Annotated in this window: 12 protein-coding genes; all 12 read right to left on the bottom strand. The window is 54.5% G+C overall.

Annotated features, from left to right (window positions below):
* Positions 1-15: 15 nt before the first annotated feature.
* Complete coding sequence (gene trpS, locus C5Y96_RS17655; RefSeq protein WP_105356035.1) at positions 16-999, bottom strand: tryptophan--tRNA ligase; 984 nt, start codon at positions 997-999, stop codon at positions 16-18.
* A gap of 133 nt (positions 1,000-1,132) precedes the next feature.
* Positions 1,133-2,050: a dihydroorotate dehydrogenase gene (locus tag C5Y96_RS17650; protein WP_105356033.1), complete on the bottom strand. Its 918-nt coding sequence runs from the start codon at positions 2,048-2,050 to the stop codon at positions 1,133-1,135.
* A gap of 195 nt (positions 2,051-2,245) precedes the next feature.
* Positions 2,246-2,464 (bottom strand): hypothetical protein, encoded by a 219-nt coding sequence (locus C5Y96_RS17645; protein ID WP_105356031.1) that lies wholly within the window; start codon positions 2,462-2,464, stop codon positions 2,246-2,248.
* Between the two features lie 143 nt (positions 2,465-2,607).
* Positions 2,608-3,039 (bottom strand): HU family DNA-binding protein, encoded by a 432-nt coding sequence (locus tag C5Y96_RS17640; protein WP_199188731.1) that lies wholly within the window; start codon positions 3,037-3,039, stop codon positions 2,608-2,610.
* Between the two features lie 337 nt (positions 3,040-3,376).
* Complete coding sequence (locus C5Y96_RS17635) at positions 3,377-3,808, bottom strand: YkgJ family cysteine cluster protein (protein WP_105356029.1); 432 nt, start codon at positions 3,806-3,808, stop codon at positions 3,377-3,379.
* Positions 3,809-3,888: 80 nt separating this feature from the next.
* Positions 3,889-5,049 carry an aminotransferase class V-fold PLP-dependent enzyme gene (locus C5Y96_RS17630; protein WP_158261297.1) on the bottom strand — a complete coding sequence of 387 codons (1,161 nt, stop codon included), beginning with the start codon at positions 5,047-5,049 and terminating at the stop codon, positions 3,889-3,891.
* A gap of 148 nt (positions 5,050-5,197) precedes the next feature.
* Positions 5,198-6,205, bottom strand: coding sequence for a GTP 3',8-cyclase MoaA (moaA, locus tag C5Y96_RS17625; protein WP_105356024.1), 1,008 nt, complete (start codon positions 6,203-6,205; stop codon positions 5,198-5,200).
* Positions 6,206-6,209: 4 nt separating this feature from the next.
* On the bottom strand, positions 6,210-6,653 hold the full coding sequence (locus C5Y96_RS17620) for a molybdenum cofactor biosynthesis protein MoaE (RefSeq protein ID WP_105356022.1): 444 nt from the start codon (positions 6,651-6,653) through the stop codon (positions 6,210-6,212).
* Positions 6,654-6,662: 9 nt separating this feature from the next.
* Complete coding sequence (locus tag C5Y96_RS17615) at positions 6,663-6,908, bottom strand: MoaD/ThiS family protein (protein WP_105356019.1); 246 nt, start codon at positions 6,906-6,908, stop codon at positions 6,663-6,665.
* Positions 6,905-9,886 (bottom strand): FAD-binding and (Fe-S)-binding domain-containing protein, encoded by a 2,982-nt coding sequence (locus tag C5Y96_RS17610; protein ID WP_105356017.1) that lies wholly within the window; start codon positions 9,884-9,886, stop codon positions 6,905-6,907. The genes C5Y96_RS17615 and C5Y96_RS17610 overlap by 4 nt, the downstream gene beginning before the upstream one ends.
* 281 nt (positions 9,887-10,167) lie before the next feature.
* Positions 10,168-11,298, bottom strand: a complete 1,131-nt coding sequence (locus C5Y96_RS17605; RefSeq protein ID WP_105356014.1) for a hypothetical protein — start codon at positions 11,296-11,298, stop codon at positions 10,168-10,170.
* 151 nt (positions 11,299-11,449) lie between these two features.
* Positions 11,450-13,057: a hypothetical protein gene (locus C5Y96_RS17600; RefSeq protein ID WP_158261296.1), complete on the bottom strand. Its 1,608-nt coding sequence runs from the start codon at positions 13,055-13,057 to the stop codon at positions 11,450-11,452.
* Positions 13,058-13,172: the final 115 nt, after the last annotated feature.

Raw genomic sequence — 13,172 nt, 5'->3', positions numbered from 1 at the left:
GGTATGATTGTCTGTCTACTTTAGTTTTGCGTGCCAGCTGGAAATACCGGAGGCCTCTTGAGCCCGGGTGAGAACTTCGCGGGCCTTCTTGCGCGCGACCTGGGCACCATCTCCGAGAATCTCTTTCAAGCGAGCCGGATTGGCAACCAGTTCAGCACGGCGCTGGTGAGCCTCGGCGAAATAGGCTTCGGATGCATCGGCCAAGGCCTTTTTTACGTGGCCATAGCCGAAGCCTCCTTTGCGATAAAGATCGGCCATTTCCTGCAGCGGTTCCGGCTCGGCAAACAGCGAGTATAGCTGATACAGGTGGTCCGTTTCCGGATCTTTGGGGTCTTCCATCGGTCGCGAGTCGGTCACGATCCGCATAATCTTCTTGCGTGCCTGCTTCGGTGGCTCGAACAATTCGATGATGTTGCCGTAACTCTTGGACATCTTCTCGCCGTCGGTGCCAGGGACCTTGGCCGAAGCGTCCAGCACTTTCGGCTTGGGTAGCACAAAGACTTCACCGAACTGATGATTAAAGCTTTGGGCAATGTCGCGCGTGACTTCGATGTGCTGAACCTGGTCTTGCCCGACGGGGACGACGTCAGAGTCGTACCCCAGGATGTCGGCGGCTTGCAGCACAGGATAGGTAAACAGACCTGCGTCTGCTTTCAGTCCCTTGTCCTTCTTGTCTTTGTAACTGACGCAGCGTTCCAAGAGGCCCATGCCAGTTCCTGTCATTAGGATCCAGCACAGTTCACTGATCTCAGGGACATCCGACTGTACAAACAGCGTTGCCTGATCGGGGTCCAGGCCGAGGGCCAAGATATCGAGGGCCATGTCGATGGTGGCCTGCTCGAGCTTGTCGCGGTCACGAACCGTGGTCAGGGCATGCAGATTGGCGATGAAGTAGAACGACTGCTCGTTGCCTTGCAGGTCGATATATTGCCGAATCGCACCAAAGTAATTGCCCCAGTGGGGACGTCCTGTCGGCTGAATACCGGAAAGAACACGCATGGATATTGTCAGATTACTGGGAGGAACAAAGTCAAAAGCAGCGTGATATTATGACGGACAAAGGGGGAAAGTGTCACCCCTGGGGAAGCGAACGGGGCCGCGGTTATCACGGTGGTGAAGAAATGCCCGAGGGCTACGAGGGGAGTTGTAGCGTTCCGACGATTTCCTTGACGCTAGATGCCCCAAGCGTGCTGAGTGCGCCAGGCAACTCATCGATCACGCGATTGCAGAGCGTGGGATCGAAATAGTTTGCTGTACCAATCTGCACAGCCGTCGCCCCTGCAACCAGGAATTCCATGACATCGTCTAAAGTGCTGATCCCGCCGATGCCAATGATCGGGACGTTCGTTGCCTTGGCAATTTGAAAGACACACCGCAGGGCGACCGGCTTGATTGCCGGCCCCGATAGGCCACCGATCACGTTGCCGAGCATGGGCTTCTTTCGTTTCCAGTCGATTGCCATCCCTTGGACGGTGTTGATAGCCGAAACCGCGTCTGCTCCGCCAGCTTCGGCTGCTTTGGCGATCGCTGCGATACTGGTGACGTTGGGGGTTAGTTTGGCAATGATCGGATGAGGGCATGCCGCTCGAACCTCAGCTACCAGCTTTTCGCAAGTTGCTGGATCGGTCCCGAAGTCGATGCCACCGCTGACATTGGGGCACGAAATGTTTAATTCAATGGCCGCAACCTGGGCGTGCTCACCTAGCTGGGCTGCCATGCTGACGAAGTCTTCTTTCGTTTTACCGGCGATACTGACGACTAGCGGCGAGCCAAGCGACCCTAAATAAGGCAGGTGATTGGCAATGAAGTAGTCGATGCCGTCATTGTCGAGACCGATGCTGTTGAGCATCCCACCGGTGGTTTCGACCGTCCGCCAGGGCTTGTTGCCAGGACGCGGGCTGCTGGTGATTGTCTTCGGCAAAATACCGCCCAGCTTGGCCAGGTCGACAATGCCGGCCATTTCCTTCGCGTATCCGAACGTACCGGAGGCGACCAAAACGGGATTGGGGAGCGTGAGACGCCCCAACTGAACGGCAAGATCAACAGACATGCGATTACGTTGGCGAAAGAATCGATTGAAAGCGGTTTTTACCGCAGAAAGCTAAGCCAATCGTATCGGGGCAGGGTAAATCTCGCAACGAGGGCCGAGTAACAGAACGTAAACGAAAAGACACCACCCGTCTGCGCAAAGGCAGACCGGTGGTGTCTCGTTTCACGGTTTCGGAGATTTTCGTGCGGTACGGCGTTAGATAATGCCGCCGTGGGTACGATATGGAGCCAAGTGGCTAGGCTGGTCGAGGAACCAGATGCGTTGCCATTCTTCCAAAACGTGTCGCAAGTTTTCCGAGGTGTAGATCAATTCGGTCGTACGAACACTTGGGTCAGCCGAGTAAATGGGTAAGAAGCAACCGGTGTTGCTCATCAGGGCGAATCCAAGCAGCAAAGCGATGATGAAGTTACGCATCTCATTTCCTCCGTGAAACTTATGAAGCGGTCGTCCTGACCGTTTGCGTTCATTTATCGATCGTCCAAGGGTATTGAATCTTGGAGAGTTCGGAGAGACCTGACTTTGCCTGAATGGCTGCGGCAGCTTAACTGCCACTGAGCCTAGCTACCGTAGTCACCGGGCCCAGAGCTCGGTGGATTAGGGTAAGCCGATGGGTAACCAGGCGAGTCATTCGACTGGGGAGGGGAATAAGGCTGCTGCTGGGGTGGTGCCGATTGTTGCTCGGCTTCGAGTCGGCCCTGTCGGTCCTTCTCTTCCAGCTGTCGAACCCTTTCTTCCATCTCCTTGCCAGGCTTGAAGGTGACGACGTACTTTTCGTCGACATCAACCTTTGCACCTGTTCGCGGATTGCGGGCTTTGCGAGCAGCACGCTTCTTGACCTCGAAAACCCCGAAGTTCCTCAGCTCAATGCGGCCATCCTCAACGAGGGTAGTCACAATGGCGTCGAACGTCTTCTGGACGATCTCTTTTGTCTTGAGTTGTGTGAGCCCGATCTCTTCAGAAATCGTCTTCACAATCTCTTTTTTGGTCACGAGGCGACTCCCACACGAGGATGAATAGAGTTGTCGTAAGTTTTCCAGACTTCCGTCAGCAATTGCTCCAAGTGTAAGTGCCACAAGCACTAGAGTCAAGCTCATTCTCAGCTTGCGCATATTTAACGCGATGCAGGCAACTTGACTTTTACCCTTTTTCAGGCTTCTCCGAACTATCCAATTTTCAAAGATCCAAGGTACCAGAGGCCGTAATTTCAAGCGAATATCAAGACTTTTCAGTCTCGCCGTTCGAACGTACCGGTCTCCGTGCAATCGTTATCGACGGAATAATCGGTAAATCTTCAATCGAAACCGGTCAGTTGGACCCGAAAATTCCTCAAATTCGGATCTCGCTCGCTCGGTCCTGGATCTCTTCGAGGCTATAGAGACGCCCCTTACCGCTGCCAGGGCAGAAATCGCAGGTAGCCTGCCAATCTTCCGGCGTTTTGATGTTTGAGTCCCAGAATGGCCAGGTTCGGCACTGGCGGGGCCGTGCAGAATAAACGGTACAGCCCTTACTTTCCGTATCGAGAAAAACACAGTCGCCGGTTGAGTATTCCTTCAAACTCTTTCGCAAACCGACTTCTCGGACGTAAACCGATTCGAATTGCTCGACGGTCATACCTGCAAAGTCTGCCATGGCTTGGATTTCGGCCGCATTCACCCAAACGTAGCCTGGGCCGCCGGTACAGCATCCGCCACATTGGGTGCATTCGAATTGAAGGCCATCCTGATACCAAGGTTTGCTCTGATCGGGTTTCTGGCTCATTGCGATTGATGCTGTCTTGAAATGCTTCCGGTGGAATGACTGGTAGGCGAGTGGCCTGTTTCTGCTGTCTAGCCGAATTGCTATCGCACGATTGCCTGCATTGCTTCCAGGGTGCGATCAATTTGGTCGGCCGTGGTAAAGATGCTTAGGCTGAATCTCAGTGTACCGCCGGAGCCAAGCGTGCCCAGGTGCTGGTGCATTAGGGGGGCACAGTGCAGCCCTGCTCGGCACTGGACACCAAAAGCAGAATCGAGGGCCGTAGCTAGCTCGTGTGGGTCAAACGCTTCGACCTGAATGCTGACAACACCAGTACGATGTTCCAGGCTCTGGGGGCCCAGAATGCGTACCTTGGGCATTGATTGCAGACCTTCGATAAGTCGACTGGTATTCTGCATGGTGTGTCGATGCAGCGCAGTAACGGTTTGCTCGCGAATATATTCAACCCCTGCACGAAGCCCCAGAATGCCGGTTACGTTCGCATTGCCGCTTTCAAACTTGGCGGGCAATTCATTGGGTTGCTCGTCCGATTCGCTCTTGGTGCCGGTTCCACCCTGTCGTTGGCATTGCAGCAATTCAGCTATTTCCGGCTGCAAGATCATCGCGCCTGTCCCTAGCGGACCGAGCAGGCCCTTGTGGCCTGAAAAGGCTACCATGTCGATGGGGGTCTCCCCTAAATTCAGGTCCAGGTGACCGGCCGATTGGGCCGCATCGACCAGCATACGGACGCCACGATTCTTGGCGACTTGATAGATTGCCTCAATGGGCTGAATGGCACCGGTAACGTTGGAAACGTGCGTGATGGCAATCAGGCGTGTATTGCCTTGGATTGCGTTTTCGATGGACTCGACCGATACGCGACCATCTTCACCGGCCGCGACATGGGTCAACTCGATTTCCAGCGTCTTTTGCATGGTGGAAAGAGGGCGCAGAATCGAGTTGTGTTCGACCGTGGTAGTGATCACGTGGTCGCCGCGTTTTAGGTATCCGTGCAAGCCCAGGTTGAGCATGTCCGTCCCGTTGTAGCCAAAGATGACATGCTCTTGCGAATGAGTACCGAACAGATAGGCGATTTGCTTGCGGGTGTCGCCAATGAGACGCTCGACCTCATTCGCCTCACGGTAACCACTTCTTCCGGCACACGCACCCAGTTCCGTCAAATGATGCTGCACGGCTTCCACGACACTGGCAGGCTTGGGCCAGCTAGTCGCTGCGTTATCAAGGTAGATTCGTTCTCTTGCCACCGTGAGTTCGTTTCCTTCTTGGCCAGGCATTCCCAATTCGCGTCGTAGCGTGGGGATGGCAGTGTGAAGTTTTCAAGGTTCGTTTTTCCGAACAAGTCGCACCACTAGGCGAATACGTCGCGACTTGTTGAAGGCTAGAAGCTCATTTCTAGCCCCCGATTTGGTACATGGCTCGTTCCGGCGGAACGAACTCAGGAGAGTCCATTCCGTGTGATGGCTTCTTGGCCTGGACACAGTCGTGCAGTCGTTCTGACAGGTCGACATCCGTACCGCCATTTCTCAGGATCGGCCTTGTGTCCCATTCTTCCACGCCAAACAAACAGTTTCGCAGTTGTCCTTCCGCCGTAATCCGAAGTCGATTGCAAGTGCCGCAAAATGGCTCGGTCACACTGTTAATGAAACCAACGCGTTGGCGACCATCCACATATTGGTAATCGATTGCAGGTTGGCTCTTGTCTGGGCGATCGTCATCATGCAACGGAGTGACTTCACGAGAAATTATCTCGCGGAGTTGGCGACCGGACAGAACCTGATTCCTGTCCCAAGCTCGATCCGCATCCAAAGGCATGAATTCAATAAAGCGTAAATGGAGGTCGTTTTCACGCGCAAAATTGGCCAGAGGGACAATTTCGCCTTCCGTGAGATTTTGAATTGCCACGGCGTTTAAGCGTATATCGCGGAAACCAGCAGCCTGCGCCGCCACGATTCCATCGATTACCTTCTGCACGCCTTGCCGGCGGGTGATTCGCTCGAACATCTCTTCGCCGAGCGCGTCAAGACTGACGTTCAATCGGTCGAGGCCGGCGGACTTCAGATCCGCGGCCTGATCGGTTAGAAGGATGCCGTTGGTCGTCAGGGCAATTTCCTGGATCCCAGGCACTTGTTTAAGCATCCGAATGAGTTGCGAGAGGTTTGATCTGACCAGCGGTTCTCCACCGGTCAGTCGTAGCTTGTTGATCCCGTGTCCGGCGGCCACACGCACAACTCGCGTCATTTCCTCGAATGTCAGCAACTCGTCACGAGGCTTGAAGCGAACATTCTCTAGCGGCATGCAATAGAAGCACCGAATATTGCAGCGATCTGTCACACTAATGCGCAGGCTCGTATGCACACGTCCGAAGCGGTCGATCAGTGGTGTATTCGGTTCGATTGACATACTACTAGTGTAACGTATTTTCGTCCGGTCGCTGAACCAATCCGGGATGAACCCAATCGGTTGATCCACTGGCCCAGTGTTCTTTTTTCCATACGGGAACTAACTCTTTGAGGCGATCCATTAACCAGCTTGCAGCCTCGAACGCGTCACGCCGGTGAGGCGTGGAAACAGCCACCGCGACACTTGCTTCACCAATGGAGACTTCGCCGAGTCGATGGATGAGCACGCATTGATCGATCGGCCAGCGTGCTTTTGCCTGGGCCTCGAGCTTTTCCATCTCGCTAGTTGCCATGGGGGCATACGCTGTATAAGTCAGGGTGACGGTCTCTTTGGCGTCAGTGAATTGGCGGGTCGTGCCTAGAAATAGAACGACTGCTCCCGACTTGGGGGAGGTCACCATACGTGTAACCACGGAGGCATCAATTGGCAGTTCGGTGAGTTCAACCATCGCGTAGAACTATCCTCCACTTACCGGAGGCAAGCAGGCAACTTCGTCCGTTTCGTGGACTTCGACCGAGTTCAGCGCATATTCGTTGTTGACTGCAAAAGCACAACTGCCGAGAACAGGCTGCAAGGCAGGGATCGTTGCTCCCAGGCTCTGGCGAATTGCTCCAACGGTGACAGGTTCGTCCAGGTCGAGCGACACTGCCTCGCGTCCTGCCAGATCTTGAGTCAAGGCAAACAGTTTGACGCGTATCTTCATGTCACAAACAGATCATGAGGTGAGGGAGTGAAAAGGTCGACATCTGGCTCGAGGACACCATAGGACTTAGCCAAGAGCTTGATCGGATGAACAACCGCCTTGTTGCCGGCTTGTTCGATCTGCATCTTACAGGAACTGCATTCCGTGGAACCAATTTGGATCTGCTTGGCACGCATCGCTACGATCAGGTCCCAGCCGATACGCAAACTGCTACGAAAGTTGCTGCGTGTCAGACCAAAGGTGCCGGCCATGCCGGAGCAACCCTTTTCGATAGGACGCACCGATAAGCCCGGTATCAATTGCAGAATGCGTTGTCCGTACGAAACTTCGTGCAGGGCGCGTAGATGACAAGGGACATGAAACCCGACGGTAAGATTCATCGGTTTTAAGTCGAGTTCCAGCTCTCCGTGATGGTGAAGATCCCACAGGAATTCACACGCTTCGCGGGTATTCTCTGCCACGATCTTGGCGTCGTCGGAATCCAAAAGATTGAGGTATTCGTGCGTTAGCGCCATCACCGCAGAGGGTTCGGTCGCCACGATCGTGTAACCTTGGCGAACGGCTTCGGCGAGTGCTTTCACGTTTTTGTGGGCGAGCCGCGCAGCCATGGTTACGGCCCCTTGCGAAATCGAGGGCATCCCGCTGACTTGCTGGTTCGGATGTACGTACACCGAGATGCGATTGTGATCCAACACGTTCACAAATGCTTGGGCAAGTTGCGTGTCGAAGAGATTCGCATAGAGGTCCACGAAGTAGAGCACCTTGCGGCCGCTTCGGCGAGTCGCTGTGGTCAGGCCTCGACGTGCCGCTTGCTTTACGAAACTGCGATTGGCCAGTCGTGGTAGTTTGCGCTGTTTGGCCAGACCGATGAAACGTTCCATCAACCAGCGCATGACGCGGTTTCCCAAGGCCCAGTTGGCAACACGGGGAAAACGATTTCCCCAGAGGGCCCAGCGGTGGATCTTGGCCTGAAGCGACCCGTCCTGCGTAAGTCCATTGGCATCGACATTTCGGGCTCGCATCTCGAGAACGATGTTCGGGATGTCAACGTTCGAGGGACAATCGATACGACATTGATGGCAATGGAAGCAGGTATCGAGGATCTCCTTGGTTTCTGCCGAATCTAAACTTTCCGGAGGAAGCTGGCCGGAAAGCACGCCGCGAAGCAAATTGGCTTTGGCTCTCGGCGAGGCATCTTCACGCGAATCGAAGCGAAAGATAGGACACATCCGCGTATCCGCCCCGTACGTTCGGCATCGACCACAGCCGTGGCAGCTTCGGGCCGTGGTGGCCATTTCCTGCGGCGTCCACGTCAAAATGGGAAGTTCGAAATCGCTGGGATTTTGGTCCTTCTTGTTGCTTGAGTTTTGGGGCTCTGGGCTGATATCTGCTTGGGGAACAAGCTCGACGCGCCGCACGAGTTCCATGGGAGAGAATGTCGAGGAAAGGACCTTCTTGCCGGGATTTAAAATTCCGGCCGGATCGAACAAGCGTTTGATTCGTCCGAAAAGTTCGTACAGGGGACCGTATTGTCGAGGGAGATAGGGTGTACGGCTGATGCCGTCGCCAGATTCGCCACTCAAAGAGCCACCGACTTTGAATAGTTCTTCGTAAGTCTCGTCGGCTATGCGTTCGAGCTTCGCGAGGTCGCCTCGGTCGGCCATATTCAAAAGGGGACGAACATGCAGGTGCCCGTGTGCTGCGTGAGCAAAGATCGACGCGATCGTTTCGTGCCGCTTCATTACATCTTGGACTTTCGTCAGAAAGTTCGGTAGCTGTGGCGGCGGGACGGTCATGTCTTCAATAAACGGAAGTGGACGCGTATTTCCCTTCAATCGATAGAGGATCGGCGTCATTCGACGCGCTAGTTCCCAGTACGTTCCAACCTCATTCGGACTGGTGGTAATCAACGAATGAAAAGCCAGCTTGCGACGCCGGCGAATTCGATCGGCGATCTTCTCTAGTTCGGTGTGGACTTCGGACTGCGTTTCGCCGGAGAATTCAACCAGAAGCATGGCTTCGGTGTTTTCGGGAATCAGGTTCGAATAGCGTGGATCGGTTTCACGGGCAATGGCCAGAATACGTCGATCCAGCAAATCGCACGCACTTATCCCCGCGGTACCCAACTGAACGGCTGCCTTGGCGGCATTATCCAGACGTTCGAAGAAGAGCAGCACCAGGCCGCGAGCCTTAGATCGGGGAGAAGTCCGGAGTTTGGCCTGCGTGACCAATGCCAAGCTTCCCTCAGAGCCCGCAAGTAGCTTGCCCAGGTCAATAACTTCGTTTTCGACGACGCCTGAGAGTCGGTATCCGCTTCCCTGGTTGAACGTATTGGGCAAATGGCCGTGGATCTTGTCGGCATGCGATTCCATCAACTCGGCAATACCAGAGGTGATTCGTACCAGTTCCGGCGATTCCAAGTGAGACACGCGGTCGAGGTGAGTCGGCTTGATCGTAACGACTTCGCCGTTCGCCAGAACGACCTGCAATTCCAAAATGTGATCGCGGGCCGATCCATGTTGTGGCCAGTGACTACCTGAGGCATCTAACGCAATGACGCTTCCCATTGTCGTTACGCTGCGCGTCGCTGGGTCGGGGCCGAAAATGCGATCACGCTGAGCAAGATGCCGATTCAAGTTCGCCAGAACGACTCCTGGCTGAATGCGTACCCAATCGTCGCCAGTTTCCAGGATTCGCCGCATCGAGTGGGCGAAGTCGAGAACGATCCCTGTGCCTAGCGATTCACCGGCCATGCCTGTGCCGGCACCTCGCGCATGAATCGGAATTTGATTCTCGGCTGCATACTGGACAGTTGCCGAGACATCGGACGTCCTGCGCGGGCGGACAACGGCGAGTGGTTTGACTTGAAACAGGCTGGCGTCAGTGGAATAGAGTTCCAGGAACGTATCATCACAGCGGATCTCACCATCGAGGACACCACGGAGATCGGCTCGTATTCGTTCTCGTTCTAAATCCATTCGGTTGCGAGTCGGACGCGACCCGTCATAGAGCGGCACCCCAAAAAGTGCCTACGACACTGGTTCAGACTGGTTGGAAGCCAAATGTGGAACGGATAAAGCAGAAAACGATATACCGCCCCACGACGCTTCAATGGTAATCCCAAGAGGCGACTCTGCACAGGGATCCCCTTACGGCAAAGCAAGTTACGTCAGCCGATAAGGTTTAGCCTGATCACCAAGCTTGTTGGGCAATTATTCCCGCTTGGTGATCAAATTTCCAGTGGATCAGGGAGTTTTGCTTACCCGTAGAACTTCTTGGAAATCAAGCTCAACCCACCAATTGCGACGATGGCACCCCCAACGATGTAGATAATCGGGTAGCGTTCGTACCACGGCTCGACGGGAGGTCCGGTGCCTGGGGTAACCCATTCTTCCAGGAAGACATTGCACCGCGGGCAGTGGTCGCCAGGGCCGACACCTTGGGGAAGTTGCAAGCGGCAATTAGGACAGTATCCCGGTGGAACACCGTTCGAATTGTTGTTTCGGAACCGACTGCTAAACCCAGGGGACGAATCGCCGCCGGCCTGCGAATTAGCGTCGGTACCACCATTGTTTGGTGTGTTGGCAGCGACCATTCCAGTTCCAGAAGCACCTTCACCACTGCCTGGGGTGTTGGTGGAATTGTTGTTCCCGCTTTGGTTGGGATCGAAGGGTGGGGTAGGGTTCGAGGATGTTGTGCCGGCAGGATTGCCACCGGAATTCATTGTCGCGGTAGGCGGCTGGTAAGGTGCCGACGTCGGAGGCACGTACGCCGGTGGTCGCGAATCGGTGGGCTGGGTGCCACCGGGTTGGCCACTGCCGGTAATACTAGAGCGTCGCACGACGTATTGATCCATTTCTTTGTGGACGGTGGGGTCGTCCAACTCCATCTCTTCGCGCGGGATAATCTGATCTTCTTCGCCGCGTTTTTGCAGGTGAGCCCTGAGCCAATCCTGGTCCTTCTTGCTAAGGATATAGAAGGAGACCTTTTGCGCATTGGCACCCTGCAACAGGATTGCGTAGCCTTCGTGCATGCGGACGAACTTGGCCTTGATGGATTCGTCTTTGTAGTCGCTCCAGTCTCGGTTCTCGAACAGCGATTCGTCGCTCTTGTCGACTCGAGGTTTGGTCATCGGTTTCGGCTTGCTGGCGTTGGCCTGCTGCTGCTTGGCGTACTGTTGGTCTGCCTCGATAAAGGCCGTCAGCGGAATCACAAAGATCTCGCCGTTGGAATCAATCCGAACGTTGTTTTCGGAGGTTAACTCCAGGAATTTGCCGCTCAAAGTGCGGCCATTGGCATCGGTCCACTCACGTACTTCTTGCGCACTTGCGGTTAAGGCAAAAAGGCAGATCAGAAAGGGGACGTATAAAAAATGTCGGCTGGCCAACATCGGTAGGACTCCCAACTTCAGGGATGGATTGTCAGGTTGGTTGGATAACTGAGTAGGTTGGAATCGGGCTAAGCCCTCTGTATAGGTTTAACTCGGCTCGTGAAGACAAGTCTTCAAAAAAGTTAACCAATCATCAATGTTTCGGCTGAGTCTAACTTACACCCATCAAGAGGCCAAAGCCCCCCAGGGTGAGGCAGATCCCAAGTAGCATTCCCAGCAGGGGAACACTCGACTTTTCCGTGTCAGAAAATCCGTGGACGATGGCCATCCCTGGGATCAGGCTGCGAAGGCCAACCTCAAGGCTTTCGAGAAAGGCCAAGGCGATCAGCCACAGGTAGCCTCCTGCGATCATCAAACTGCCCAGCGCCAGTAACATGACGCCAAACATTTGCAGATTCCAGTCAGCCGTTGTGAACTCGCGATCTTCAACGACTTGGAGCGGTTGGAAATCCGAACTTGGGGTATAGGTATGTGCTTTAAAGTCCTGATCCGAAACGGCTGGTTTGTTATTTCCGCTGTTTTGCGAGGGCTTTCTGCCGTTATCGGAAGAGCGTGGTGGGGTTCCGCCTGTTGATGTTGGGGTTGTCATGCCCGTGTTGCCAGTTGGCTGAGGTGAGGCAGATGGTTGACCACTTTCCCCTTGTGCAGAGCCAAAGCCAGTCGAGCGACTGGGCACGGAAGCGACATCGAACAATGGACGCTCCGATTCGGCTGGCGGAGTATTCGCGTTATCGGTAATGGTCGAGGAGGGAACTCCCACTTTCGCAGAAGTCATCGTCGATGGATCGGGAACGGAACCGGTCGATCCTTGATCTTCCGTCGCCTCGGCTGGCTGACTCACACTTCCAAAGCCACCGGAAGGAAGTTTCACGTTCGAATTTGACGAAGAGTCTTCCTGATTCGAGGATGGAATTGTGCCAAACCCAGAGGGTGGCAATTTGACGTTTGGCTCCGAACTGCTTCCCGAAGCACTTCCAAATCCGCCTGGCGGGAGTTTCGTCGTTTCCTGAGCGGCACCAAAACCGCCAGGTGGAAGCTTGACGTTATCGTTGGCACTACCAAAGCCATTATCTGGTAGATTCACTTGTGTTTGATTGGGTGGTGATTTCACTGGGCCCGGCATTGGTGATGAAGGGACCGGCGGATGGTCACGATAGGCAGGGGGTTCGTTCGTTTGGGGTTCGGCATCCAAGAGGTCGGGACGAACCGGTGGAATTAACGCGGACTTGCCAATCGCTTTGTGGGCATCGGAAAGAAACTGGCGGTCGTCGACCGAGAGATCGTAGAATTGAATACGATGGTACCGTGCCCCTTCGCGTAAAACGATGGTTCCTTGAACCATGCGGACAAACTGTGCCTCGACAGCCACCCCTTCTCGCGAACGCCAGATTCGTTTCGCTGTCAGACGAATTGGATCGGTATTATTTTCATTGACTCCGCGTTCATCGTCTGAGACGGCCTGGTCAATCTCTTTCTGCAGTTCAGCATCCGAGAGCGTTGGCATCGTGTCCTCAAGTCCCTGGACGTACGCGCGATCTTTCGAGGATAGCCGCTCGAGGGGGACCGTGAATCGATTTCCCTTCACGTCCAAGATGACCGCTTTACCATCTTGAACAACTTCGACAAGCTCAGCTTCGACTTCTTTCCCCTCTACCGTTGTCCAAGTGCGCGCCTGTGCCGTGGAAAGATAGGTAAGCACCGCGCATACTGCGATAAGAGCCCAGCTAAATCGCCAGAAGTAGGTTGGTCGCCTGAACATGGGAATCTCTTTTATGCTGGCCAAGGGGATAAATGCCGCGCACATTTCCCCCTGATATCATTCGTTATACCATCGTTCCGATAGTTATGACGAAATTGCCTGGGAAACAGTTTTT

It is taken from the genome of Blastopirellula marina (assembly GCF_002967715.1).
Lineage (GTDB): Bacteria > Planctomycetota > Planctomycetia > Pirellulales > Pirellulaceae > Bremerella > Bremerella marina_B.
This window is presented reverse-complemented; position numbering and strand designations above follow the sequence as displayed.

What these genes read in the sequence shown, in the direction of transcription:
- C5Y96_RS17615 (WP_105356019.1), bottom strand. Translation starts at nt 6,908, where the DNA reads ATGAAGATACGCGTCAAACTGTTTGCCTTGACTCAAGATCTGGCAGGA.
- C5Y96_RS17605 (WP_105356014.1), bottom strand. Translation starts at nt 11,298, where the DNA reads ATGTTGGCCAGCCGACATTTTTTATACGTCCCCTTTCTGATCTGCCTT.
- C5Y96_RS17600 (WP_158261296.1), bottom strand. Translation starts at nt 13,057, where the DNA reads ATGTTCAGGCGACCAACCTACTTCTGGCGATTTAGCTGGGCTCTTATC.
- C5Y96_RS17635 (WP_105356029.1), bottom strand. Translation starts at nt 3,808, where the DNA reads ATGAGCCAGAAACCCGATCAGAGCAAACCTTGGTATCAGGATGGCCTT.
- trpS (WP_105356035.1), bottom strand. Translation starts at nt 999, where the DNA reads ATGCGTGTTCTTTCCGGTATTCAGCCGACAGGACGTCCCCACTGGGGC.
- moaA (WP_105356024.1), bottom strand. Translation starts at nt 6,205, where the DNA reads ATGTCAATCGAACCGAATACACCACTGATCGACCGCTTCGGACGTGTG.
- C5Y96_RS17620 (WP_105356022.1), bottom strand. Translation starts at nt 6,653, where the DNA reads ATGGTTGAACTCACCGAACTGCCAATTGATGCCTCCGTGGTTACACGT.
- C5Y96_RS17610 (WP_105356017.1), bottom strand. Translation starts at nt 9,886, where the DNA reads ATGGATTTAGAACGAGAACGAATACGAGCCGATCTCCGTGGTGTCCTC.
- C5Y96_RS17650 (WP_105356033.1), bottom strand. Translation starts at nt 2,050, where the DNA reads ATGTCTGTTGATCTTGCCGTTCAGTTGGGGCGTCTCACGCTCCCCAAT.
- C5Y96_RS17645 (WP_105356031.1), bottom strand. Translation starts at nt 2,464, where the DNA reads ATGCGTAACTTCATCATCGCTTTGCTGCTTGGATTCGCCCTGATGAGC.